Consider the following 26,010-nt stretch of genomic DNA (forward strand, 5'->3'; position numbering starts at 1 on the left):
GCTTACGCGACCGCCCTGGCGAGTGCGCAGCGCGACCATAGCGAATGCAGCGCTCCGACCAGATGGTCGATGTCGGCATCGGAATGCAGCGGCGTCGGTGTGATGCGCAGGCGCTCGGTCTTCTTCGGCACCGTCGGATAGTTGATCGGCTGGACGTAGACGCCGAAATTGTCGAGCAGCAGGTCGGAGATCCACTTGCACTTGGCGGCATCGCCGACCATCACCGGCACGATGTGGCTCGGATTGACCATGTGCGGAATGCCGCGCTGATCGAGCAGCGAACGCAGCCGCCGCACGCGCTCCTGATGCGCGAAACGTTCGAGCTGGCTTTCCTTCAGGTGACGGATGGAGGCGAGTGCACCTGCGGCAAGCGCCGGCGGCAAGGCCGTGGTGAAGATGAAGCCGGAAGCGAAGGAGCGGATGAAATCGCAAAGTGCCGCCGAACCGGTGATATAGCCGCCCATGACGCCGAAGGCCTTGCCGAGGGTTCCCTCAATCACCGTCAGCCGGTGCATCAGTCCCTCGCGTTCGGCGATGCCGCCGCCGCGCAGGCCGTACATGCCGACCGCGTGCACTTCGTCGAGATAGGTCATCGCGCCATACTTGTCGGCCAGATCGCAGAATTCCTTGATCGGCGCGATGTCGCCATCCATCGAGTAGACGGATTCAAAAGCGATGATTTTGGGCGCACGCGGATCGGCCGCCGCAAGCTTGGCTTCGAGATCGGCGACGGAATTGTGCTTGAAGATCACGCGTTCGCATTTCGAATGGCGGATCCCCTCGATCATCGAAGCGTGATTCCCGGCGTCCGAGAAGACGATGATGCCGGGAATCTTGGAACAGAGCGTCCCAAGCGCGGCCCAGTTCGACACATAGCCGGAGGTGAACAGGAGGGCGGATTCCTTGCCGTGCAAATCGGCGAGCTCACGCTCGAGCAGGACGTGGTAGTGATTGGTGCCGGAGATGTTGCGCGTGCCGCCGGCGCCGGCGCCGCATTCGTCAATGGCGCGCTTCATCGCTTCGGTGACGATCGGAGACTGACCCATGCCGAGATAATCGTTCGAGCACCATACGGTCACTTCCTGGGTGCCATCGGCCGTGTGGCGCGTTGCCCTCGGGAAGTCACCGCGATGGCGGGCGAGATCCGCGAAAACCCGATAGCGGCCTTCCTGATGCAACCCGTCCAGCTCGTTTTTGAAGAAACTCTCGAAATCCATCATCATCTCCAGTGCCCTGACGCCTTTCATTCATTCAAAGCGGTCAGGGGTCAACCCCGGAAGGGCCCCTGCTCCTGCGGCAAAAGGCCCCTACTTTTGAACTATTCCAAAACAGGTAGTGCAACTCCATCCGCCTAACTTTGATCGAAGTCAAGCTTTTGCAAAAAAGGACGGCCGAGGCCGCCCTTATTTCGATACTTAAGTCCCATCACGCCGCGGCCACGGCGCGCTTGGTCATAACCTTGATCAGGTTGGCGCGATAGGCAGCGCTGGCATGAAGATCTGTCAGCAAATCCGATGCATCCACGGAGACGTTGCCGACTGCATCCGGTGACCAGTTGCCGGCAAGTGCCGCCTCCATGCCCTGATGGCGGAAGACACCGTTCGAGCCCGCGCCGGTCACCGCGACGCGCACGTCGCCGTTGTCGCGGCGCGCGACAAAGACGCCAGCCATCGCGTAGCGCGAGGCGGGGTTCGGGAACTTCTGGTAGGCCGCCTTCGCCGGCGCATCGAAGGTGATGGCGGTAATGATCTCGCCATCGTCCAACGCCGTTTCGAACAGTCCAGTGAAGAAGTCCGCCGCCGCGATCTCGCGATTGTTGGTCACGATCGTTGCATCAAGTGCCAGCAACGCTGCCGGATAGTCCGCCGCCGGATCATTGTTGGCGATGGAGCCGCCGATCGTTCCCATGTGGCGGACATGCGGGTCGCCGATATGACTGGCCAGCGTGCAAATCGCCGGACAGACCGCCTTGAGTTCGGCCGACGACGCGACTTCGTGATGGGTTGTCGCCGCGCCGATCCGCACCGACCGTCCGTTGACAGTAATCCCTTTCATTTCGGCGATGTGCCGAAGGTCCACGAGATCGCTCGGCGCCGCCAGCCGCTGCTTCATCGTCGCAATGAGCGTCATGCCGCCGGCGATTAATTTGCCTTCGGCGGCCCCGCTGATCAGCTTCACGGCCTCTTGAACAGAGGACGCTCTGTGATAGTTCGTCTCATACATCTCTCGTCCTCCGTCTCAATTGGCGACATGGGCCGCGGCCCAGACCTTCTCGGGCGTCGCGGGCATGGTAAGGGTATTGTTGCCGATCGCGTCGGTGATCGCATTGATCAGCGCCGGCGGCGAGCCGATCGCACCCGCTTCCCCGCAACCCTTGACGCCGAGCGGATTGTTCGGACAGGGCGTGTTCGACGTCGACACCTTGAATGACGGCAGGTCGTCGGCGCGCGGCATGGCGTAATCCTGATAGCTCGCCGTCAGGAGCTGGCCGGTATCCGGATCGTAATGGACGCTTTCGAGCAGCGCCTGGCCGATGCCCTGTGCCAATCCGCCATGCACCTGTCCCTCGACGATCATCGGATTGACGATATTGCCGAAATCGTCCGCTGCCACGAACTGGACGATCTCCGTCTTCCCGGTATCCGGATCGACCTCCACCTCGCAGATGTAGCAGCCTGCCGGGAAGGTGAAATTCGACGGATCGTAGAAGGCGCCCTCCTTCAGGCCAGGCTCCATTCCGGCCGGGAGGTTGTGGGCGGTGTAGGCGGCAAGCGCCATCTGGAACCAGGGCACCGACTTGTCGGTACCGGCAACCTTCAGCTCGCCATTTTCAATGACGATGTCGCTCTCGTCCGCCTCCATGAGATGGGCGGCGATCTTCTTGGCCTTGGCCTCGACCTTGTCCAGCGCCTTGACGACCGCCGACATGCCGACGGCACCCGATCGGGAGCCATAGGTCCCCATGCCCATCTGTACCTTGTCCGTGTCGCCATGGACGATATTGACGCTGTCGATCGGCACGCCGAAGCGGTCTGCGACGAGCTGGGCAAAGGTCGTCTCATGCCCCTGGCCGTGGCTGTGCGAGCCGGTCATCACTTCGATGGTGCCGACCGCATTGACCCTGACCTCCGCCGATTCCCAAAGGCCGACGCCGGCACCGAGCGAGCCGACGGCGGACGAGGGCGCAAGCCCGCAGGCCTCGATATAGCAGCTCATGCCGATGCCGCGCTTCATGCCGCGCCGCTCCGCTTCCGCCTTCCGGGCGGCAAACCCGTCCCAGTCGGCCGCGGCCATCGCCGCTTTCAACGACGCTTCATAGTCGCCGGCGTCGTAGTTCATGATCACTGGCGTCTGATGGGGGAAGGAGCGGATGAAGTTGATGCGCCGCAGCTCCGCGGGCGAAAGACCGAGCTCCCGTGCCGCGGTCTCCATCGTCCGCTCGAGGAGATAGGTGGCCTCCGGCCGCCCAGCGCCGCGATAGGCATCGACCGGGGCGGTATTGGTATAGACCGTGCGGACATCGGCATGGATCGCCGGGATATCGTACTGCCCGGAAAGCAGGGTGGCATAAAGATAGGTCGGCACGCACGAGGAGAAGAGTGACATATAGGCGCCAAGATTGGCGATAGTGTCGACCTTCAGCGCGGTGATTTTGTTGGAGCTGTCGAACGCCATTTTCACGGTCGACACGTGATCGCGGCCGTGGGCGTCGGTCATGAAGGCTTCGGTACGATCGCACGTCCACTTCACCGGTACGCCGGTCCGCTTCGAGGCCCAGAGACAGACGATCTCCTCCGGGTAGATGTAGATCTTCGAGCCGAAACCGCCGCCGACGTCGGGGGCAATCACCCGCAACTTGTTTTCCGGCGCGACGTTGTAGAAGGCGCTCATCACCAGCCGCGCCACATGCGGATTCTGACTGGTCGTGTAGCAGGTATAGTGATCGTCGCCCGAGTCGTAGATGCCGAGGGCCGCGCGCGGCTCCATCGCATTCGGCGACAGGCGATTGTTGAGGATTTTCAGCTCCGTCACATGCGCCGCGGCCGCGATCGCCGCGTCGGTCGCGGCTGCATCGCCGAGCTCCCAGTCGAAGATGAGATTGTTCGGTGCTTCCGGATGAAGCTGGGGCTGGCCGTCGGCCAGCGCCTTGACCGGATCGGTGATGACCGGCAGCGGGTCATAATCGACGACCACGGCCTCGGCCGCATCGCGCGCTTCGTTCACGCTGTCGGCGACGACCACCGCGACCGCATCGCCGACATAGCGCACGGTCTCGTCGGCCAGCGGCCGCCAGGCGCCCATCTTCATCGGCGAACCGTCCTTCGAGTGGATCATCCAGCCGCAAATCAGGTTCCCGATGCCGTCTGCCGTGAGCTGCTTGCCGTCGAGCACGTCGATGACGCCGGGCATCGCTTTCGCCGCCGCGGCATCGATGTTCCTGATCTTCGCATGCGCGTGGGGGCTGCGCACGAAAACCGCGTATTTCATGCCCGGCACGCTCATGTCGTCCGTGTAGCGGCCCTTTCCGGTCAGGAACCGCTTGTCTTCCTTGCGCGCCACCCGCGCGCCAATTCCTTCAACGCCCATTGCCTATCTCCTCCCGAGACATTCAGCGAAAGTCCTGCGATGAAATCCGTCGGGGACGCTTTCGTCCCTCAGAAAGCGCCTCATTCGGCCGCTTGGCGCACGCTGCCCATCTCGGCCGCGGCGGCGAGTATCGCCTTGACGATGTTGTGGTAGCCGGTGCAGCGACAGATGTTGCCCTCGAGCTCGGCGCGCACCGTCGCCTCGTCGAGGTTGCTGCCGTGCCGGGCGATCATGTCGACGGCGGTCATCACCATGCCCGGCGTGCAGAAACCGCATTGCAGCCCGTGATGCGCCTTGAACGCCGCCTGGACCGGATGAAGCTCGCCGTCCTTGGCCAACCCTTCGATGGTGGTGATCGACGAGCCTGCCGCCTGCACCGCGAGGATGGAACAGCTCTTGACCGACAGTCCGTCCATATGGATGACGCAGGCGCCGCACTGCGACGTGTCGCAGCCGACATGCGTGCCGGTCAGTCCAAGATTTTCGCGGATAAAGTGCACCAGCAGCGTCCGGTCATCGCACGTGCCGCTGACCTGGCGGCCGTTGACCGTCATCGTTATTTTCGCCATTTCGCTCCTCCGGGGTCGGTCGTGCCAACTCGAGCGCGGCTTCAAATCGGGTGACATGCGTCCACGCGACTGAAGTACGCGCAACTGATATCAATGCCCTTTGCCCGCGGGCCCGCTCCTCCCGGACTGACGCGGCGCTTTGTATCATTTGTCTTTTTTTGGAATGCCGCAACCGTTTCGGCCAGTGCGCGACAAAAAAATTCCGCGGTGGCTGTGACTGTGGGAACAGCGCCTTCATGTTCCGTTCAGGAAACATCCCATTATCTTGCGGCGGGAACATTTCGCTGGATCCCGTGGACTTTCACGGGCGACCGTTTATTTTCCCGATTGCAAGTTCAAGTGGCGGAGACGTTCGTCGACCCGCCTTCAATCCAGGGACGGACGAAGCGACAGGCTGAGATCCGTAGAGATCGGAGAGGACAACATGAAGAAAGCCATCGCATTGGTGCTGGTCGCCTTGTCGGTCGCAAGCTGCACGCAGACAGAAAAGGGCGCCGGCATCGGTGCTGCATCGGGCGCGATCATCGGTGGCGCGATCACCGGTAACGTACGTGGTGCTGCGGTCGGCGCAGCCATTGGCGGCGTATCCGGCGCGTTGATCGGCCATGTGAGTGAACAGCCGGGCCAGTGCTACTACCGCGACCGCTACGGCCGCCGCTACATCGACCGTTGCTGATTGCCGCAGCGATTCGCAAGCACACGGCCCCGGAGCGATCCGGGGCTTTTTCTCTGGAGGCCAGCGTTGTCCGTTCGCATGCGGCGTTGTGGCCACTTGAAACCGTGTCCCGCTCCTCCACCTTCTTGAGCAGTATCAACTCCACGAATGTGGGAGGGCCAGGAGCGACCTTGCTGGCCACCGATATTCAACAGGGCACCTCGCTCTGCTGTTCGTCCGCATTGACCGGCAGTCTTGAAAGACCGTGGCCTTCCTCTTCGTCTTCAAAGGGAGATGGAAATGGCAAAGGTCGTTTGCGTCCTCTATGATGATCCGGTCGACGGCTACCCGACGACTTACGCGCGGGATGGCCTGCCGAAACTGGAACACTATCCCGGCGGCCAGACGCTTCCCACCCCGAAGGCTATCGATTTTCAGCCGGGCATCCTCTTGGGAAGCGTGTCCGGCGAACTCGGCCTAAGGAAGTTTCTCGAAAAACAGGGGCACAGCCTGGTGGTGACCTCCGACAAGGACGGTCCCGACAGCGTGTTCGAAAGGGAACTTGTCGACGCCGAGGTTGTGATCTCGCAGCCCTTCTGGCCGGCCTATCTGACTGCGGAACGGCTCGCCAAGGCGGCCAAGCTCAAACTCGCGATCACCGCCGGCATCGGCTCGGACCATGTCGACCTGCAGGCCGCGATGGACCGCAGCGTGACGGTCGCCGAAGTGACCTATTGCAATTCGATCAGCGTATCCGAGCACGTGGTCATGGTGATCCTTAGCCTTGCGCGGAACTACATACCCTCCTACCAGTGGGTCGTGAAAGGGGGCTGGAACATCGCCGACTGCGTCGCGCGCTCCTACGATATCGAGGGCATGGAGATCGGCACGGTGGGTGCCGGGCGGATCGGCACCGCGGTGCTGCGCCGGCTGAAGCCATTCGACGTCAGACTCCACTACACCGACCGACACCGGCTGCCGGACGCGGTCGAGAAGGAGCTTGGCGTTACCTTCCATCAGACCGCGGCGGAAATGGTGCCCGTCTGCGATGTCGTGACTATCAACGCGCCGCTCCATCCGGAGACGGAAAACCTCTTCGACGAAGCCATGATCGCCAAGATGAAACGTGGCGCCTATCTCGTGAACACCGCACGCGGCAAGATCTGCAATCGCGATGCCGTCGCGCGGGCGCTTGAGAGCGGCCAGCTCGCCGGCTATGCGGGCGATGTGTGGTTCCCGCAGCCGGCACCCAAGGACCATCCGTGGCGATCGATGCCCTATCACGGGATGACGCCGCATATTTCGGGCTCGTCACTGTCCGCCCAGGCGCGCTATGCCGCCGGCACACGCGAGATTCTCGAATGCTGGTTCGAAGGCAAGCCGATCCGCGAGGAATATCTGATCGTCGCCGGCGGCAAGCTCGCCGGAGCCGGCGCGCACTCCTACAGCGCCGGAGACGCGACGCGCGGGTCCGAGGAGGCGGCACGCTTCAAGACCTGAATGCGCCGGATCTGCGGATCGCCTGACAGTTGCAACGTGGGGGAGCCCCCGAACGGCGTATTGTCCGTCGAGCTGCAATTTTGTGCCTCAAGCACAACATAAAGAGGCCCTTTTGCCGAAAATCTGCCCCGAATCGTCGCTTCGGGGTGGATGCGGCAGCCCGTCATCGTTAACAGATAGAAAACTTTGTTCTGCTAAAGTGGCCGATGCCGCATATGCAGGCAGTTTGTTGTGAGTCGCCTGAAACGGGATGCGGAGGGGATGTCTCCAGCACGATCGAGCATTGCGCACTGGAAGGCAGCGACCGCTCTCGCAGTTGTGGCTTCGGCGGTGCTCGGCCCGTTTTCCATCGACCAGGCCCATGCGTTCAGGCTCTTCGGCATGCGCTTCTTCGAAAGCGACGAGGAAGAAGTCCAGGTCATCAACCCGGTCAACTATGCCCTGACATTTGACGCCGGGACCGATGACAAGGAGCTACGGGAGGCAATCGAGAACAGTTCGCTGCTCTACCAGGACCGGGAAAATCCGGTCTCCGGCGATCTCGGCCTTGCGATCAAGGCACGCGACGACCGCGATCGCATCCTCGCGGGCCTTTATGAAAAGGCCCGCTACGGCGGAACCATAACCATTCTGGTCAACGGACAGGATATCGACAGCCTGCCGCCCGATCCGACCTTCCCGAAAGGCAAACCCGTGCCGGTTTCGGTCACTGTCGTGCCGGGGCCGGCGTTTACCTTGGACTCGGTCAGGTTCGAAGGCGATGCCGCCGGGTTCGATCCGGCCGCTTACGATCTGAAGCGCGGCGCCCGCGCCGACTCGACCTTGATAATCAAGGCGGGCGAGCAGATCGTGGACGATCTGAAGGAACAGAGCCGACCGCTCGCGAAGCTGACGGAGCGCAGCGTCGTCGCCGACCATGCCACATCCACCGTCGACGTGACGATCAGCGCCTCCGGCGGCCCCGTCGCGCCGGTTGGACAGCTCACGGTCACCGGCACGAAGACCGTCGATCCTGATTTTGTCAGGGATTATTCCCGCCTCAACAACGGCCGCCCCTATTCGCCGGAAAACATCCGCAAGGCCGCCGAACGCCTGCGTCAGTTGAACGTTTTTTCGAGCGTCACGATCAAGGAAGCCGATGCGCTGACGCCCGACGGCAAGATCCCGATGAACATCGAGGTTTCCGAAGGCAAGCACCGCTATTTCGGTTTTGGCGGCCAGGTCTCGACCACAGACGGCCTCGGTGTGCAGGGCTACTGGGGCCATCGCAATCTGTTCGGCCGCGCGGAATCCTTGCGAATAGAAGGCTCGGTCAACCGGATTGGCGAGACCACGGACGTCGGCAGCCTCGACTATTCCGCCGGTATCCTGTTCGCCAAGCCTGGCGCCTTCGGCCCGGCATCGACCTTCACTGCCAGCCTTCAGGCAAGCCTGGTCGACCCGGACGCCTACCGCGCAAAGATAATCACCGCGGCCGCCGGCGCAACCTTCGAGCTTTCGCCGCAGGATACGTTCTCGGGCGGGGCGGAATTGAGCTGGGCGGACGTCGACGACGCCTTCGGCAAGAACTCCTATCTTACCGCCGCCCTCCCGTTCGAATATGTCCGCGACACGCGCGACGACAAGCTGAACGCAACGGAAGGCTATCGCGCGCTGATCAACGCCAAACCGAGCTACGAGATCGAGGGGAAGACCTTCTTCAGCTCGTTCGAGGCCTCCGCCTCCGGCTATTACGCGCTGGGCGAGGAAAAGCGCTTCGTTCTTGCCGGCAAGCTCGGCGCCGGCATACTCGTTGGCGGTGACGAACTCGCCGACATACCGGCGCCCCGTCGCTTCTTCCTCGGCGGGGGCGGGTCGGTACGCGGCTATGCCTTCCAGGAGATCAGCCCGCGCGATGAAGACAACGATATGACCGGTGGCCGCTCCTATGTCAGCGCCTCGCTGGAAGCGCGCATCGCGATAACCGAAACGATCGGCATCGTCCCCTTCCTCGACGCCGGTACCGTTTCAGAATCGACGACCCCCGATTTCTCCGATATCCGCGCCGGTGCCGGCATCGGCCTGCGCTATGCAACCTCTTTCGGACCGATCCGGTTGGATTTCGCCGTACCGCTCAACAAATACCCCGACGGGACCGACTACGGCATCTACGCCGGCATCGGCCAGTCTTTCTGAATTGCGCCTGATTTTGTTGATAGTTCAGGCAGATAGTTTACGCAGGCGACAACCCGCTGCCGATTCCGAAACGGCGTAAGTTGGTCTATGGGTAGGATATGAATCAGGTCATCCGCTTCCTTCGGTCCGCGCTGCGCTTTATCCTTGCCGGCCTCGGCACTCTTGTGGTCCTGCTCCTCCTCGTCATCGCCCTGGTCGGCTTCACGACGCCCGGCGCGCGGCTCGTCGCCTGGGCAATCGAGAAATATGCCGCAACGCCCGACCAGATCGTCCGCATCTCGGATCCGAGCGCCCTGCTGACCGGTGATTTCAAGGCCGGCTCGGTCACGCTTTTCGACGGAAAGGGGATCTATGCGGAGATCCGCGATCTGTCGGTCAACTGGTCGCCGGTCGAGCTATTGTCCATGCGGTTCAATGCGAACCATATTTCGGCGGGCTCGATCCGCGTCGAACGCACGCCCATTCCCTCGACCGAGACAAGGGAGGTGCGGAGGAGTTTCGCACTGCCGGTCGAGGTCAAGATCGACGCCTTCGATCTCAAGGAGATCATGATCGGCAAGGCGATTGCCGGCGAGGATCAGTTCCTGACCGCGCGCGGCAACGTGAACGCCACGAATTCGAGCATCGCCCTTGCCTTCGATGCCACCGAACGCGATCGCCCCGAGGCGCACGCCGTCGCTGATATTCTCTTCAATCCGGCCGGCAATCAACTGAAGCTGGAAGCGAAGGTCGCCGAACCGAAGGGCGGACTGCTCGCCAAACTGCTCCGCTTGCCGGGCGAACCGGCTGTCGACATCACCTTGACCGGAGAAGGCCCGCTTTCCGATTGGGCCGGATCGGGCACAGCCTCGCTCGACGGCAACGAAACCCTCCGGCTCGATGGGCGCCATGTGCAGGCCGCGGACGGCATGCACCGGTTGACCCTCGCTGGCGGTGGTGCCCTCGTGCCGCTCGTGCCGGCGGTGTTCAAACCGCTGTTCGAGGGGACAACGAAGATCGACGTGACGGCCGCCTTCGATGGATCGAGCAAGGTGGAGATCGAGGCCGGCAGGGTTTCGACCGGCGCACTGACGCTTGACGCATCCGGCATCGTCAACAGCAAGGGCGAAAACAATCTTCAGGCAAGCCTTGCAGGCACCAGCGGCGCCATCGACTTCCGCTGGCCGCTGCGGGAAGGCGAGTTGCGCGCGCTGATCAACACCGCCAATCTCTCGCTGATCGGCGACGGACAATCGGCGATCCTCGACATCGCTGGCGATATCCCTTCGCTCTCCCTGCCGGAGATGAGCCTTGGCGCCGTTCGGCTTTCGGCGCAAAGCGACGCCTTCAATCTGCAAACACAGTCGGGATCGCTGAAGACGACGGTCGAGGTCGGCGAGAGCCGTTTTGAAAGCGCCGATCTCGACCGGGCGATCAAGGCGCCCGTGAAGCTCGACGGAACGATTGACGTCGGGCCGGAGAACATTCGTTTCGATCCGCTGACGATCGAAAGCGCAAGCATCGGCGGCAGCATCACCGGCAACCTGAACCGCGCCGATACGACGGTCGAGGCGGCCTTCAAGCTGTTCGCGGTACCCGGCGTTCTGCCGCCCGGCATCGCCGCAAAGTTCGACAACACGATCGCGGTGACAGGAAGCGTCGCGACCGGGGAGGACGGCAGCGTCCGGCTGAGCGGCCTCGAAGTCAAATCCGGTCCCCTCGATGCCTCGGGCACCATGACGCTCGCCGACGGCGCACTGACCGCGGATATCGAGGGCAATCTGCCCGATCTCGGAAGGCTTATCGCCGACGCCCGGGGTGCGGCGGCGTTCCGCGCTTCGCTCTCGGGTCCGCTCAACGGACTCGGCATCAAGGCGGAAATGACCTCCAGCGGCGCAACGCTGGCCGGCCGCACGCTGGAAGATCTCAGAATCAACGCCGATGCGACGGCGGCGCCGAGCAACCCACAAGCCAAGCTGACCGCGACCGGCGCGCTTGGCGGCCAGGCGATCAACGCCCGGGCCGATGTGGTCTCCGAGAACGGCCGCACCTCGATCCCGACCCTGGAAGCGACGGTCGGCGACAACCGGCTGACCGGCGCGCTCAACCTGACGCCCGACTTCAAGCCGGACGGCACGATCGACTTCACCCTGCCCGATCTCGGCCTCTTGGCCGCCATGGCCGGCCAGACGGCGTCCGGCGATCTCGCCGGTTCCGCAACAGTCCGCACCGTCAATGGCATTACGTCGATCGCGCTCAAGGCGAGCGGCGGCAGCATCAGCCGCGATGCGCTGACGATTGCCAAGCCCACCGCCGACATCACCATCGCCGATATCGCCAAGCTGGCGATCCGAGCAAAGATCGGCGCGGAAAGTCTCGGACAGGGAGAAAACCGCCTCTCGGGCCTCACTCTCGCCTTCGAGCAGCAGGCAGAACGGACCGGCTTCACGATCGATGCGGCCTACGACGGCGCGCCGGTTGCTGCCACCGGCGATCTCGTCAGCAATGCCGGTCGCACGGAGATCCGCCTGGCATCCCTCTCGGCGACGCCGAAGCGAGTCCCGCTGCAGCTTGCCGCGCCGACGACAATCGCCATCGAAAGCGGCGTTGTTCGCCTCGACGATCTCACCATTCTCGCGTCGGACGGCGCAATTGTCGTTGCCGGCACCGCCGGCGATGAGCTGGACATCTCGGCGCAAATCAACGCGCTCCCCGCCACCCTGATCAACACCTTCGCCCCGACGCTTGGCGCCGAGGGCGCGATCGGCGGCACCGTCAATGTTAGCGGGGCGGCAGCCGCGCCGGTGGTCGGATACGATCTCGTCTGGAACGGCGCCTCCATTGCGTCGGTTCGCTCCGCCGGCATCGTCGCACAAGACGTCACCGCGAAAGGCACGATCACGGTCGCCGAAGGCGATGTCCGCTTCGATCCGCTGACGATCGAAAGCGGCGCCTTCCGTGGCAACGTCACCGGCCGCCTCAACCGCGCGAATGCAACCGCCGCTGCCGACTTCAAGCTCTTCGCCGAACCGCATCTGCTGCCGCCCAACCTTGCCACGAAATTCGACCGGACGATCGCGATCTCCGGCAAGGTCGAGACCGGCGAAGGCGGCAGCGTCCGGCTGAGCGCGCTTGATCTCTCGTCCGGCACCTTTGACGCCACCGGCACCGCCGCGCTTGCCGATGGCGCGCTGACCGCCGCAATCGAAGGCACGCTCCCCAACCTCGGCAAATTGCTGGCGGACGCTGAGGGCAACGTGGCGTTCAACGCCGACATCTCCGGCCCGCTCAACGAACTCGGCATCAAGGCTCAGATGACCTCCAGCGGCGCGACGCTGGCCGGCCGCAGCCTGACGGACCTGGCGATCAATGCCGACGTGACAGCCAAGCCCGGCAGCCCGCAGGCCAAGCTGACCGCGACCGGCGCGCTCGGCGGCCAGGCGATCGATGTGCGTGCCGACGTGGTCTCCGAGAACGGCCGCACGACGATCCCGACCTTGCAGGCAAGGATCGGCGACAACCGGCTGACTGGCGCGCTCAACCTGACGCCCGACTTCAAGCCGGATGGCACGATCGACTTCAACCTGCCCGATCTCGGCCTCTTGGCCGCCATGGCTGGCCAGACCGCATCCGGCGATCTCGCCGGTTCCGCGACGGTGCGCACCGTCAACGGCGTCACCTCGATCGCGCTCAAGGCAAGCGGCGGCAGCATCAAGCGCGACGCCTTGACGATCGCAAAACCTGTCGCGGACATCAGCATTGCCGATGTCGCCAAGCTGGCGATCCGAGGCAAGATCGGCGCGGAGAGTCTCGGACAGGGAGAAAACCGCCTCTCGGGCCTCACTCTCGCCTTCGAGCAGCAGGCAGAACGGACCGGCTTCACGATCGATGCGGCCTACGACGGCGCGCCGGTTGCTGCCACCGGCGATCTCGTCAGCAATGCCGGTCGCACGGAGATCCGCCTGGCATCCCTCTCGGCGACGCCGAAGCGAGTCCCGCTGCAGCTTGCCGCGCCGACGACAATCGCCATCGAAAGCGGCGTTGTTCGCCTCGACGATCTCACCATTCTCGCGTCGGACGGCGCAATTGTCGTTGCCGGCACCGCCGGCGATGAGCTGGACATCTCGGCGCAAATCAACGCGCTCCCCGCCACCCTGATCAACACCTTCGCCCCGACGCTTGGCGCCGAGGGCGCGATCGGCGGCACCGTCAATGTTAGCGGGGCGGCAGCCGCGCCGGTGGTCGGATACGATCTCGTCTGGAACGGCGCCTCCATTGCGTCGGTTCGCTCCGCCGGCATCGTCGCACAAGACGTCACCGCGAAAGGCACGATCACGGTCGCCGAAGGCGATGTCCGCTTCGATCCGCTGACGATCGAAAGCGGCGCCTTCCGTGGCAACGTCACCGGCCGCCTCAACCGCGCGAATGCAACCGCCGCTGCCGACTTCAAGCTCTTCGCCGAACCGCATCTGCTGCCGCCCAACCTTGCCACGAAATTCGACCGGACGATCGCGATCTCCGGCAAGGTCGAGACCGGCGAAGGCGGCAGCGTCCGGCTGAGCGCGCTTGATCTCTCGTCCGGCACCTTTGACGCCACCGGCACCGCCGCGCTTGCCGATGGCGCGCTGACCGCCGCAATCGAAGGCACGCTCCCCAACCTCGGCAAATTGCTGGCGGACGCTGAGGGCAACGTGGCGTTCAACGCCGACATCTCCGGCCCGCTCAACGAACTCGGCATCAAGGCTCAGATGACCTCCAGCGGCGCGACGCTGGCCGGCCGCAGCCTGACGGACCTGGCGATCAATGCCGACGTGACAGCCAAGCCCGGCAGCCCGCAGGCCAAGCTGACCGCGACCGGCGCGCTCGGCGGCCAGGCGATCGATGTGCGTGCCGACGTGGTCTCCGAGAACGGCCGCACGACGATCCCGACCTTGCAGGCAAGGATCGGCGACAACCGGCTGACTGGCGCGCTCAACCTGACGCCCGACTTCAAGCCGGATGGCACGATCGACTTCAACCTGCCCGATCTCGGCCTCTTGGCCGCCATGGCTGGCCAGACCGCATCCGGCGATCTCGCCGGTTCCGCGACGGTGCGCACCGTCAACGGCGTCACCTCGATCGCGCTCAAGGCAAGCGGCGGCAGCATCAAGCGCGACGCCTTGACGATCGCAAAACCTGTCGCGGACATCAGCATTGCCGATGTCGCAGCGCTCGCGATCCGGGGCAGCATCCGGGCGGACAGCATCGCGCAGGGGCAGAATCGCGTTTCCGGCCTCAATCTCGCTTTCGAGCGACAGGCGGGCAGGACAGGTTTTTCGATCGACGGAAACTATGATGGCGGACCGCTGGCGGCCAGGGGCGATCTTTCGAGCGCTGCCGGCCGCACGGAAATCCGCCTTGCCTCCTTCTCGGCGACGCCGAAGCGACTTCCGTTGAAGCTCGCCGAGCCGACCGTTGTGGCGATCGATAACGGCGTCGTGCGTCTCATGGACCTCGTCATTCAGGCGTCCCGAGGTACGATCACAATCACCGGCACAGCGGGGGAAAAGCTCGACCTTTCGGCACGATTGAACGCGATGCCCGCCGCTCTGATCAACACCTTCGCACCCACCCTTGGCGCCGAAGGCACGATCGCCGGAACGGTTGACGTCGATGGCACCCCGGCAGCACCGGTGGTCGGATACGATCTCAAATGGAGCGGCGCTTCCTTGGCGCAGGTGCGTTCGGCTGGCGTCAGCGCGGTCGACATTACCGCCAAAGGTCGGCTCGTCGACAATCGCGTCACGCTCGATACCGTATTGTCGGGCGCTTCCGGGCTTTCCATCAGGGGCGGCGGCAGCGTCGAGCTTGGCGGCACGATGCCTCTTTCGATGAAATTCTCCGGCAACGTGCCCTTCGCGCTGCTTGCCGGTATCATGGCGGAAAACGGCTTCACGCTCACAGGCTCGGCAACGATCGATCTCTCGGTTTCCGGCCCGGCGAAGGCTCCGCAGATCTCCGGGACGATCACGACCGCCGGTGGCCGGCTGGTCGACGTCCGGCGCAATCTCGCTTTCAACGACATCGCAGCAAATGTCACACTCGACGGCAGGCAGGCGACGATTTCGAGGCTCTCCACCAATCTTGCCGCGGGCGGCTCGATCGAGGCGAGCGGGACCGTCGGGACTGCGGCCGGTTCCGGTTTCCCTGCGGATTTGAGGATCCGCCTCAACAACGCCACCTATGTCGACGGCACGCTCTTTACCGCAAACCTCGCCGGCGACCTGACGCTGAGAGGTCCGCTGGTCGCCACTCCCGTGCTCGGCGGCAGGCTGACGATCCGCCGCGCGGCAATCACCGTTCCAGAAAAACTGCCCACCTCTCTATCCGAGATCGACATCAAGCACAGGAACGCCCCGGCCAAAGTGCAGCAGATGGCAAGGAGCGTTCGCAGGGATACTTCCGCGGGCGCCGGGGTCCAGGCTCAGGGCGTCATTGCGTTCGACCTTGTCGTCAGTGCTCCAGGACAGTTTTTCGTGCGCGGGCGCGGCATCGACGCTGAGCTCGGCGGCGAGCTGACGATCCGGGGCACAGCCGTGCAGCCGATCGTTGCCGGCGGCTTCGACATGCGCCGCGGGCGGCTCGAAATTCTCGGCAAGCGCCTGACGTTTACGCGCGGGCGGATCGGTTTCGGCGGCGACCTGATCCCGACGCTCGACCTCGACGCCACCTCGAGCGCCGGCTCGACGACCATCACCGTCAATGTCTCCGGGCTTGCCAACAATCCGCAGGTGACCTTCTCCTCCTCGCCGGCGCTGCCTCAGGATGAAATTCTGGCGCGCCTTATCTTCAACCGGTCCCTTTCCAACCTGTCGGCATTCCAGATCGCCCAGCTCGCCTCGGCCGTCAGCCAGCTCGCCGGCGGCGGTTCGACATCCGTGCTCGACGGTCTGCGCAACAAACTCGGCGTCGACGATCTCGACATCACGACCGATGAGAGCGGCAGCGCCCAGGTGCGCGCCGGCAAGTACCTCAACGACCGCACGTACCTCGAATTGCAGCAGGGCTCGGATTCGAGCTCCAGCAAGGCTGTGATCAATTTCGATGTCGGAAGGGGCGTTAAGCTGAAGGGCGAAGCCGCAGGCGACGGCTCAGCTGCCGGCGGCGTGTTCTTCGAGAGGGAATATTAGGACGAGGCAAAGATGGTTTCGGCTGCCCCTCCGTGGCTGTCTCTGCCGCGAGCGGGGAACCGGGACTGAGCCGCTGCGGCACGCTTCGCCCCCTTTTGGCCGGAGACTACTGCATCGCCCACACAATTCACTGCAAAATCAACCTTTCGAGCCGCCATGCAAATGCAAGAGATCGATCTGCCGCCGGCGTTCCGTGACCGGCTTTCGGGCTATGCCTCAGAAAAAGACACGCTCGGTCAATCGGCGTCCACTGTGCTCCTGCTCAGGGCCGATGGCCAGCCCCCACTCGTCGTCAAACATGAAAAGTCAGGACCTTTTTCGGAATTGGAAAACGAGGCGGCGCGACTTGAATGGCTCGCAACACAGGGCCTGCCCTGTCCGCGAGTTCTCGGCCAGGCGCAGCATGCAGGGCAAAGCTGGCTGTTGATGGAAGCAATCGGGGGGATCGATCTTGCCTCCTCTCGCCTGTCGCCCGCCGAACGCATCGTCATTCTTGCCAACGCGCTGCGCAGCCTCCACCGCCTCGATCCGGCCAAATGTCCCTTCGATCACAGACTAAGAAACCGCATCGCCGCTGCAGAGGCGCGCATGGACGCCGGCCTTGTCGATGAAAACGATTTCGACGACGAACGGCGGGAAAGGACGGCGCGAGAGCTCTTCGGCGAGCTGCAAGTACGAAGCCCGAAAGATGAGCAGTTGGTTGTGACACATGGCGATGCCTGCTTGCCCAACATTGTCGCGCGCGGGGACCGATTCGCCGGTTTCATCGATTGCGGTCGCCTCGGAGTCGCGGATCTTCACCAGGACATCGCTCTGGCCTGCCGAAGCGTCAGCTACAATCTGGGAAAAGACTGGGTTCGGCCGTTTCTCGGCCGGTACGGCTTGCCGAATCCCGATCCGGAGAAGCTTTCCTTTTACTGTCTTTTGGACGAGTTTTTCTAAAGTAGACGCGAAAGCGGACGGCCTCCGGCTCCCTTCCCACTCCCAACAAGGGGATTGGGAAGGGGTGAGCGGAGCCTCGCATCAAGCCGCATTTCGGTCGACTCCAAACGCGTCCACCACTTCGCTTTCGTCCATGGCGGTGAACAGCGCCCAGATATGTCCGAACGGGTCGATGAGGGCGCCGACCCTGTCTCCCGTTGGCAACGTTTCGGCGGCATTGCGCAGGCTCGCGCCAGAACCGATCGCCCGTCCGAGCACCCGATCCACGTCGTCGACATGGAGTTCAAGGATCGCCGCCGTCGTGCCGAGTGCATGCGGCGATCGCGGCCCGCCCAGGCCCGGCTCGGCGTCCCGTCGCGGATTGGCGCCAGCCACCCGGAAGATGGAATCGCCGAGGCAGAGATCGGCGCTCGTCAGGATACCGCTCCACTCATGGCGCTGCAGAAGCTCGGCGCCGAAGACATCACGATAGAAGGCGATCGCTCGCTCCTCGTCCCCATGCCTGACGAACAGCTTTATGCAAATCTGCCGTGCCGGGCCGCCATTGTACATGGCCATGACAACCTCCCTGGATCGCGATACGTGACCGGTTTGCAATGAATGAGAACGGATGCGGGCGGACGCCGCGCAGTCCTTCTGCCTCTCTTTTTCGCTGAGGTTGGATATCTTACAGGGAAACTAGAACAAATCAAGAACAAACTAGCTTGCGGCCCGCGAAAAAGGACAAGTACGGCGCGATCGCGCTTTGAGGTGCCGCATGATTCCTTGGGTCGGCTCCGATTCAGGAGACATGCAGCCGCGTCAGAACGCTCCACTCATCTTGCTGGTCTTCAGGAGGATGTTGGTCTCGGTCACGGTGATGCCGTCGATCAGCCGAATGCGCCTCAGCGTCTCGTCGAAGCTGACGAGGTCGCGATCCTCGAGCTCGGCGATGAAATCCCACCGCCCGTTGGTGCTGTGCAGCGCCCTGACCTGCGGCAGGCCGCGCAATTGATCCGCGACGCGATCGGCCATCTTGCCGTGAACCTCGATCATGACGACGGCGCGCATGCCGGAAGCCGGAATTTCGGACCCCGTGCGGATCGTGAAGGCCGCGATGGTTCCGTTTGCCACCAGCCGATCAATGCGCGCGGCAACGGTTGCGCGCGACACGCCCGTTATTGCCGAGAGCTTCGACACGGGTGTGCGCGCATTCTGTCTGAGCGCGCTGATAAGGGTTTGATCGAGATCGTCCATGTTTGCAATTTGCCAGATTCGTCTTATCAATACGGCAACAATAGCCTTCCAATCGACAGTTTTCCATCTTTTTGCTGTCATGCCTTTTGACGATAATCCGCGCCACTCTCGCGGGAATTAGAGGAAGGAAAAGGGCGGAAATGAAGACCATCACCTTGATCGGCGCACCCATCGAAGAAGGCTCCGGACGGCGCGGCGCGGCCATGGGCCCGACAGCGTTGAGGATCGCCGGCATCGACACGGTTCTGGCCGAACTCGGCCATACGGTTCACGACGAAGGCGACGTCCGGCCGCTGCCGGCGCGCGACCTCGCCAATCATCCGCGCGCCAACAATCTGCAGATGGTCGCAGCCTTCGCCCGGGCCTTGAACGACGCCGTGCACGACGCCGCCCGCAAGGGGCATTTCCCGATCATCCTCGGCGGCGACCATGCGCTTTCCATGGGCAGCGTCTCCGGCATGGCCCGCTACGCCGATGAAGCCGGCCGGCCGCTTTTCGTCCTCTGGCTCGATGCGCATGCCGACTTCAATTCGCCCGACACGTCGCCCTCCGGCAACATGCATGGCATGCCTGTCGCCTTCTTCTGCGGCGAGGCGGAATTCGCCCCGGTCCTCGCCAGCGACCGGCCGCTGGTCGACCCGAAGAAGGTTTATCAGATCGGCATTCGCTCGGTCGACGCGCGCGAGCGTGAGGAGATCGCCGAGCACGGCGTCAATGTCTACGACATGCGCGCCGTCGATGAGATCGGCATGGCCCACATCATGCGTCAGATCCTTGATGAGGTCCGCGCCGCCAACGGCCTCCTGCATGTGAGCCTCGACGTCGATTTCATGGATCCGGAAATCGCGCCCGGTGTCGGCACGACCGTGCCGGGCGGCGCGACATTCCGCGAAGCGCATCTGATCATGGAGATGCTGTGCGACAGTGATCTCGTCTCGTCGCTCGACGTCGTCGAACTCAATCCCTTCCTCGACGACCGCGGCAAGAGCGCCCGTATTCTGGTGGAACTGACCGCAAGCCTCTTCGGCCGCCGCATTCTTGACCGGCCGACCCGCAGCGCCTGAAAGCAGCCGAGACGTCCCGGCGATCCCGCGCATGGCCATGGGAGGCGCGGCGCCAACATACAACCTGGAGGATCATTGATGACAACAACCGAGGCCCTGATTGAAACCGAATACCGGCTGGGCGCCCATAACTACAAGCCACTCGACGTCGTGCTCTCGCGCGGCGAAGGCGTCTATGTCTGGGATATCGACGGCAATCGTTATCTCGACTGCCTCTCGGCCTATTCCGCCGTCAACCAGGGCCATTGTCATCCGAAGATCTTCAAGGCGATGATCGAGCAGGCGCAGAAGCTGACGCTCACATCGCGCGCCTTCCGCAACGACCAGCTCGCGCATTTCTACGAGGAGATCGCGGCGCTTACCGGCTCGCACAAGGTGCTGCCGATGAACTCCGGCGCCGAGGCGGTCGAGACCGCCATCAAGGCCGTGCGCAAATGGGGTTACGAGGTCAAGGGCGTTGCCGACGACAAGGCGGAGATCATCGTCTGCTCCAACAACTTCCACGGCCGCACCATGGGCATCGTCGGCTTTTCGACCGATCCGGACGCCCGCAGCGGCTTCGGACCTTTTGCGCCGGGTTTCACGATCGTTCCCTTCGGCGACATCGACGCCTTCCGCGAAGCGATCAACGAAAATACGGTCGCGTTCCTTGTCGAGCCGATCCAGGGCGAAGCCGGCGTGATCGTGCCGCCGACTGGATATTTCGCCGGGGTTCGCGAGCTCTGCACGAAGCACGGCATCACGCTCATTCTCGACGAAATCCAGACCGGTCTCGGCCGCACCGGCAAGCTGCTTGCGGAAGAGCATGAGGGCATCGAGGCGGATGTGACGCTGATCGGCAAGGCCCTCTCCGGCGGCTTCTACCCGGTCTCGGCCGTGCTTTCGAATTCCGAGGTACTCGGCGTCCTGAAACCCGGCCAGCACGGCTCGACCTTCGGCGGCAATCCGCTTGCCTGCGCGATTGCGAGGGCCGCGCTGAAGGCGCTCACCGAAGAGGGCATGATCGAAAATTCCGCCCGGATGGGCGAGCGCTTTCAGAACGGCCTGCGCGATGTCCGCTCCAACATCATCAAGGAAGTCCGCGGTCGCGGCCTCATGCTCGCGGTCGAGCTGGTTCCGGAAGCGGGCGGCGCCCGCAAATACTGCGAGGCACTGAAGGCGCGCGGCATTCTCGCCAAGGACACCCATGGCGACACGATCCGCATCGCCCCGCCCCTCGTCATCACCGAGGACCAGGTCGATTGGGCGGTCGAACATTTCGCCGCCGTGCTCGCCTCCGCATGACACCATACTTCCGATCCGTCCCGGCATCGGGGCGGGTCGGCCGCAAAAGCAAGTCTTAACGAATCGCGGCTTAGACTAGCGCCCCAAAGCGCAAAGCGGATTCCTCCGCGCATGATGCACCTTGCGCCTCGCCGGATGTCCTCGGCGGATCTAACGACGCCTCCTGATTGGCTGGAAGCTGCGCTTATTCGCGGCGGGAGGCATCGACCGGAAAGCTGGAGGGACCTTCGATGACAGGCACACTGAGAACGGCCGGATTTGACGGCGAGACGCTGGAAATCATAGCGTTCCGTCTTCACGATCAGGAATTTTGCGTCAAAACCACGACGATCCGCGAAATCCGCGGCTGGGCGCCGTCGACACCCATTCCGCATTCTCCGCCGGAAGTGATCGGCGTGATGAACCTGCGCGGCACGGTAATCCCGATCATCGACCTTGCCCACAAGCTCGGAATGAAGTCGACGGTCGCCAACGAACGCAGCGCGATTGTCGTCGCCGAAGTGCACAACATGGTCATCGGCCTGGTCGTCGACCGCGTCTCCGACATTCTCACCGTTCAGGGCAGCCAGGTTCAGCCGGTACCGGAAGTGACGGCCTCCTTCGACAAGAGTTTTGCCGAAGGTATCATCGCCAATGAATCGGGCATGATCTGCTTCCTGAACCTCGCCCGCATGTTCAAGGAGCGGGACGTGGAAGAACTCGCCGCGTGAGGTTTCGCTTAATCTTGGATGAAGGCCGTCTCACGCCCTGTGAGGCGGCTTTTTCCGTTCGGGGCGACAGGCTGGGGGGAGCTCCGCCTTGTTGAGGCTTGGGGAGGGGCCTTCTTCGGCCCACCGCCGACTACAGACTACGCCGCTTCCGGACGGCGGATCTTCGCGGCCGCCTCGAGGACCAGCGGGTTTAGTCCCTCGCCGCCGGCCTCGATGTGCTCGAACAGCTTGCGGCGCATGCGCGGCTCCCAATATTTGTTGATATGGGTTGCAACGCCCGCCGCCGCCTCCGCCGCCGGCTGGCTCTTGAAGAACGTGGCGATCTGGTTGGCCATGTAGATGAGCTTGGCATTGGTATCAGGCGACATCGGCAACAGCTCCGGAATGTATGCGCGCGGCATGGGTGAAAATTTCGAATTCGTCGCCGCGCACGAGCGCGATGAGCGTCATGCCCGCCTCTTCCGCCGTGCGAATGGCGAGCGCCGTCGGCGCCGAAATGGCAATGATCACCGGGCTACCGATGATCGCAGTCTTCTGAACCATCTCGACCGATACGCGCGAGGTGACGACGACGGCACCCTCACTGCCCTTGAAGCCGGCACGCGCCGCCGCACCGACGAGCTTGTCGAGCGCATTGTGGCGTCCGACATCCTCGCGTACGGCAATCAGGCCTTTTCCCGGCACATAGAACGCCGCGCCGTGCACCGCGCGTGTCTCGAAATGCAGCGGCTGCTGGCCGTTGAGCAGTGCGACGGCCTTGACGACGTCCATCTGCGAAAGCCTGAGTGCCGCCCCCGAGACATCCGGGGTATGGCGGACGGCCTGCTCGATAGATTCGATGCCGCAGAGACCGCAACCGACCGGGCCGGCCATGTGCCGGCGCCGCTGGCGCAGCATGTCGTTCTCTTCGTCCCGAAGGGTGATCTGCAGGTCGATGCCCTTGTCCTCTGCCACGACGTCGACAGCCTCGATCTGGTCCGGTTCAGTGATGATGCCTTCGGTCAGGCTGAAGCCGACAGCAAAATCCTCGAAATCGGCGGGCGTCGCCATCATCACCGCGTGGGTGGAGCCGCCATAGGTCAACGCGATCGGCGTCTCCTCGGGCACCACCCGGGACCCTGCGACAAGGGTCCCTGCGCGGCGGGCGGCTTCAGCCACTTTCACGCTCGTCTTGATACCGGTCATGCGACGTGCTCCCGCACTCCCTACTCCGCCGCCTCCAGATTGCCGGCGATCCGGCGCGCCTGCCGCGCCTGCTCGTCATAGTCGCGCTGCCAGTCGGACGGACCGTTTGAGGGCGAGACCTGCACCGCCGTCACCTTGTATTCCGGGCAGTTGGTCGCCCAGTCGGAGAAGTCGGTGGTGATGACGTTCGCCTGCGTCGTCGGGTGATGGAAGGTGGTGTAAACCACCCCCGGCGCGACGCGGTCGGTGATCAACGATCTCAGCGTCGTCTCACCCGCACGGCTGGCCAGCCTGACCCAATCGCCGTCGCGTATGCCGCGCTGCTCGGCGTCGTGCGGATGGATCTCCAGCCGGTCTTCCGCATGCCAGATCACGTTCTCGGTGCGCCGTGTCTGGGCGCCGACATTGTACTGGCTGAGGATGCGGCCGGTGGTGAGCAACAGCGGGAAGCGCGGACCGGTCTTCTCGTCGGTTGCGACGAATTCGGTGCGGATGAACTTGCCCTTGCCGCGCACGAAGCCATCGACATGCATGATCGGTGAACCAAGCGGCGCCTTTTCGTTGCAGGGCCACTGCACCGAGCCCATCTTGTCCAGATAGTCGTAGGAGACCATGGCGAAGGTCGGGGTCGTTGCCGCGATCTCGTCCATGATCTCGGACGGATGGCGATAGTTCCAGTCAAGTCCGATGGCCTGGGCGAGCTTCTGCGTCACCTCCCAATCGGCATAGCCGTTCTTCGGCCGCATCACACGGCGAACGCGGTTGATCCGCCGCTCGGCATTGGTGAAGGTGCCGTCCTTTTCGAGGAAGGTCGACCCCGGCAGGAAGACGTGGGCGTAGTTGGCCGTTTCGTTGAGGAAGAGGTCGTGCACGACGACGCACTCCATCGCCGCAAGCCCGGCAGCGACATGCTTGGTGTCCGGATCCGACTGCAGGATATCCTCGCCCTGGATATAGAGCGCCTTGAAGGTCCCGTCGACGGCGGCATCGAGCATGTTCGGGATACGCAAGCCCGGCTCGTTGTTGAGCGTCACGCCCCAGAGCTTCTCGAAGACGTCGCGCGTCGCATCGTCTGAAATATGCCGATAGCCGGGCAGTTCGTGCGGGAAGGAGCCCATGTCGCAGGAGCCCTGCACGTTGTTCTGGCCGCGCAGCGGATTGACGCCAACACCGGGCCGGCCAATGTTGCCGGTCACCATGGCGAGGTTGGCGATCGCCATGACGGTGGTCGAGCCCTGGCTGTGCTCGGTGACGCCAAGGCCGTAGTAGATGGCGCCGTTGCCGCCGGTGGCGTAAAGGCGCGCCGCGCCGCGCACCAGCTCGGCTGGAACGCCGGTATAGGCTTCGGTCGCTTCCGGGCTGTGATAGGGCTCGGCGACGAATGCGGCCCAGTCCTCATATTCCGACCAGTCGCAGCGCTCGCGGATGAAAGCTTCGTTGGCGAGCCCTGCGGTGACGATCACGTGTGCTATCGACGTCAGGATGGCGACGTTGGTGCCGGGCTTCAGCGGCAGGTGGTAGGACGCCTCGACATGGGCGGAGCGAACGAGGTCGATCCGGCGCGGATCGATGACGATCAATTTAGCGCCTTCGCGCAGGCGCTTTTTGAGCCGCGAAGCGAATACCGGATGGCCGTCGGTCGGGTTGGCGCCGATGATGACGGCGACATCCGTATGCTCGACGCTGTCGAAATCCTGCGTGCCGGCCGAGGTGCCGAAGGTCTGATTGAGGCCGTAGCCGGTCGGCGAGTGGCAGACGCGGGCGCAGGTGTCGACATTGTTGTTGCCGAAGCCGGCGCGCACCAGCTTCTGCACCAGATAGGTCTCCTCGTTGGTGCAGCGCGACGACGTAATGCCGCCGACGGAATCACGACCGTACTGATACTGGATACGGCGGAATTCGGACGCGACATGCTCAAACGCCTCTTCCCAGGTGACCTCGCGCCAGGGATCGGTGATCTTTTCGCGGATCATCGGATTGAGGATGCGGTCCTTGTGGTTCGAATAGCCATAGGCGAAACGCCCCTTGACGCAGGAATGGCCGCGGTTTGCCTGGCCGTCTTTCCACGGCACCATCCGCACCAGTTCCTCGCCGCGCATCTCCGCCTTGAACGAGCAGCCGACGCCGCAATAGGCGCAGGTGGTGACCACCGAATGTTCCGGCTGGCCGATCTCGATCACCGATTTTTCGGTAAGCGTCGCCGTCGGGCAGGCCTGCACGCAGGCGCCGCAGGAGACGCATTCGGAAGAAACGAAATCCTCGTTCATCCCCGCCGAAACCTTGGAGTCGAAGCCGCGCCCGCCGATCGTCAGCGCGAACGTGCCCTGCACCTCTTCACAGGCGCGCACGCAACGCGAGCAGACGATGCATTTCGCCGGATCAAAGGTGAAATAGGGATTGGATTCGTCCTTCGGCGCCCACTTGAGATTGATCTCGCCACCATTGTTCCGTGCCTTAACGTGGTTCGCACCGTCATAGCCGTAGCGCACGTCGCGCAGGCCCACGGCGCCGGCCATATCCTGCAGTTCGCAGTCGCCATTGGCCGCGCAGGTCAGGCAGTCGAGCGGGTGGTCGGAGATGTAAAGCTCCATCACGCCGCGGCGGACGTCCTTGAGCCGCTGGGTTTGCGTCGAGACGCTGATGCCCGGCGCCACCGGCGTCGTGCACGAGGCCGGCATTCCGGCGCGTCCCTCGATCTCGACCAGACAGAGGCGGCAGGAGCCGAAGGCTTCCATCATGTCGGAGGCACAGAGCTTCGGCACCTCGATGCCGGCTTCCATCGCCGCGCGCATGATCGACGTGCCCTCCGGCACCGTGATCTCGCGCCCATCGATGGTGAGCGTCACCTGCTTTTCGGACTTGGAAGCGGGAGTGCCGTAGTCGATTTCATGAATGAGAGACATTTAGGCCTCCTGAGAAATTGCGTTCAGGGAGAGATCACCCCCCTCTGTCCTG

17 protein-coding genes are annotated in these 26,010 nt (G+C 63.5%); 8 read left to right on the forward strand and 9 right to left on the reverse strand.

Annotated elements, in window-relative coordinates:
• Nucleotides 1-2 precede the first annotated feature (2 nt).
• The 4 genes from hemA to QA637_RS15225 form a co-directional block, all read right to left on the reverse strand.
• On the reverse strand, nt 3-1,217 hold the full coding sequence (hemA, locus tag QA637_RS15210) for a 5-aminolevulinate synthase (RefSeq protein WP_283062130.1): 1,215 nt from the start codon (nt 1,215-1,217) through the stop codon (nt 3-5).
• Between the two features lie 208 nt (nt 1,218-1,425).
• Complete coding sequence (locus tag QA637_RS15215; protein ID WP_283062131.1) at nt 1,426-2,223, reverse strand: FAD binding domain-containing protein; 798 nt, start codon at nt 2,221-2,223, stop codon at nt 1,426-1,428.
• A gap of 15 nt (nt 2,224-2,238) precedes the next feature.
• On the reverse strand, nt 2,239-4,587 hold the full coding sequence (locus QA637_RS15220; protein WP_283062132.1) for a xanthine dehydrogenase family protein molybdopterin-binding subunit: 2,349 nt from the start codon (nt 4,585-4,587) through the stop codon (nt 2,239-2,241).
• A gap of 80 nt (nt 4,588-4,667) precedes the next feature.
• Complete coding sequence (locus tag QA637_RS15225; protein WP_153440660.1) at nt 4,668-5,156, reverse strand: (2Fe-2S)-binding protein; 489 nt, start codon at nt 5,154-5,156, stop codon at nt 4,668-4,670.
• Nucleotides 5,157-5,580: 424 nt separating this feature from the next.
• Between QA637_RS15225 and QA637_RS15230 the strand changes: the two genes are divergently transcribed.
• The 5 genes from QA637_RS15230 (at nt 5,581) to QA637_RS15250 (ending at nt 17,576) form a co-directional block, all read left to right on the forward strand.
• The gene (locus QA637_RS15230) at nt 5,581-5,832 is read left to right on the forward strand and encodes a YMGG-like glycine zipper-containing protein (RefSeq protein WP_153440661.1); all 252 of its coding nucleotides are present in this window, start codon (nt 5,581-5,583) and stop codon (nt 5,830-5,832) included.
• A gap of 279 nt (nt 5,833-6,111) precedes the next feature.
• The gene (locus tag QA637_RS15235; RefSeq protein WP_283062134.1) at nt 6,112-7,311 is read left to right on the forward strand and encodes an NAD-dependent formate dehydrogenase; all 1,200 of its coding nucleotides are present in this window, start codon (nt 6,112-6,114) and stop codon (nt 7,309-7,311) included.
• 261 nt (nt 7,312-7,572) lie between these two features.
• A complete protein-coding gene (locus tag QA637_RS15240; protein WP_283062136.1) occupies nt 7,573-9,486 on the forward strand; it encodes an autotransporter assembly complex protein TamA in 1,914 nt (637 codons plus the stop codon).
• Between the two features lie 98 nt (nt 9,487-9,584).
• Complete coding sequence (locus tag QA637_RS15245) at nt 9,585-16,634, forward strand: translocation/assembly module TamB domain-containing protein (RefSeq protein ID WP_283062137.1); 7,050 nt, start codon at nt 9,585-9,587, stop codon at nt 16,632-16,634.
• A gap of 156 nt (nt 16,635-16,790) precedes the next feature.
• On the forward strand, nt 16,791-17,576 hold the full coding sequence (locus QA637_RS15250) for an APH(3')-II family aminoglycoside O-phosphotransferase (RefSeq protein WP_283062139.1): 786 nt from the start codon (nt 16,791-16,793) through the stop codon (nt 17,574-17,576).
• Nucleotides 17,577-17,657: 81 nt separating this feature from the next.
• Here QA637_RS15250 and QA637_RS15255 read toward each other — a convergent pair whose 3' ends face one another.
• Both QA637_RS15255 and QA637_RS15260 read right to left on the reverse strand, forming a co-directional pair.
• Nucleotides 17,658-18,134 carry a VOC family protein gene (locus QA637_RS15255; protein ID WP_283062141.1) on the reverse strand — a complete coding sequence of 159 codons (477 nt, stop codon included), beginning with the start codon at nt 18,132-18,134 and terminating at the stop codon, nt 17,658-17,660.
• 243 nt (nt 18,135-18,377) lie between these two features.
• Nucleotides 18,378-18,812, reverse strand: coding sequence for an Lrp/AsnC family transcriptional regulator (locus tag QA637_RS15260; RefSeq protein ID WP_283062142.1), 435 nt, complete (start codon nt 18,810-18,812; stop codon nt 18,378-18,380).
• 140 nt (nt 18,813-18,952) lie between these two features.
• Here QA637_RS15260 and rocF point away from each other — a divergent pair, with 140 nt between their 5' ends.
• From rocF to QA637_RS15275, 3 genes are all read left to right on the forward strand, one after another.
• On the forward strand, nt 18,953-19,876 hold the full coding sequence (gene rocF / locus QA637_RS15265) for an arginase (protein WP_283062143.1): 924 nt from the start codon (nt 18,953-18,955) through the stop codon (nt 19,874-19,876).
• 78 nt (nt 19,877-19,954) lie between these two features.
• A complete protein-coding gene (gene rocD, locus QA637_RS15270; RefSeq protein WP_283062144.1) occupies nt 19,955-21,160 on the forward strand; it encodes an ornithine--oxo-acid transaminase in 1,206 nt (401 codons plus the stop codon).
• A gap of 230 nt (nt 21,161-21,390) precedes the next feature.
• On the forward strand, nt 21,391-21,870 hold the full coding sequence (locus QA637_RS15275) for a chemotaxis protein CheW (protein WP_153436651.1): 480 nt from the start codon (nt 21,391-21,393) through the stop codon (nt 21,868-21,870).
• 137 nt (nt 21,871-22,007) lie between these two features.
• On the opposite strand, the gene QA637_RS15280 is transcribed toward QA637_RS15275, so the two are convergent.
• The 3 genes from QA637_RS15280 to fdhF are packed head-to-tail and all read right to left on the reverse strand — an operon-like array spanning nt 22,008 to nt 25,958.
• Nucleotides 22,008-22,238 carry a formate dehydrogenase subunit delta gene (locus QA637_RS15280; protein WP_153436652.1) on the reverse strand — a complete coding sequence of 77 codons (231 nt, stop codon included), beginning with the start codon at nt 22,236-22,238 and terminating at the stop codon, nt 22,008-22,010.
• On the reverse strand, nt 22,228-23,055 hold the full coding sequence (fdhD, locus tag QA637_RS15285) for a formate dehydrogenase accessory sulfurtransferase FdhD (protein ID WP_153436653.1): 828 nt from the start codon (nt 23,053-23,055) through the stop codon (nt 22,228-22,230). The genes QA637_RS15280 and fdhD overlap by 11 nt, the downstream gene beginning before the upstream one ends.
• A gap of 20 nt (nt 23,056-23,075) precedes the next feature.
• Entirely contained in the window at nt 23,076-25,958 is a 2,883-nt protein-coding gene (gene fdhF / locus QA637_RS15290; RefSeq protein ID WP_283062146.1) for a formate dehydrogenase subunit alpha, read from the reverse strand.
• Between the last annotated feature and the right edge of the window lie 52 nt (nt 25,959-26,010).

It is taken from the genome of Sinorhizobium terangae (assembly GCF_029714365.1).
Lineage (GTDB): Bacteria > Pseudomonadota > Alphaproteobacteria > Rhizobiales > Rhizobiaceae > Sinorhizobium > Sinorhizobium terangae.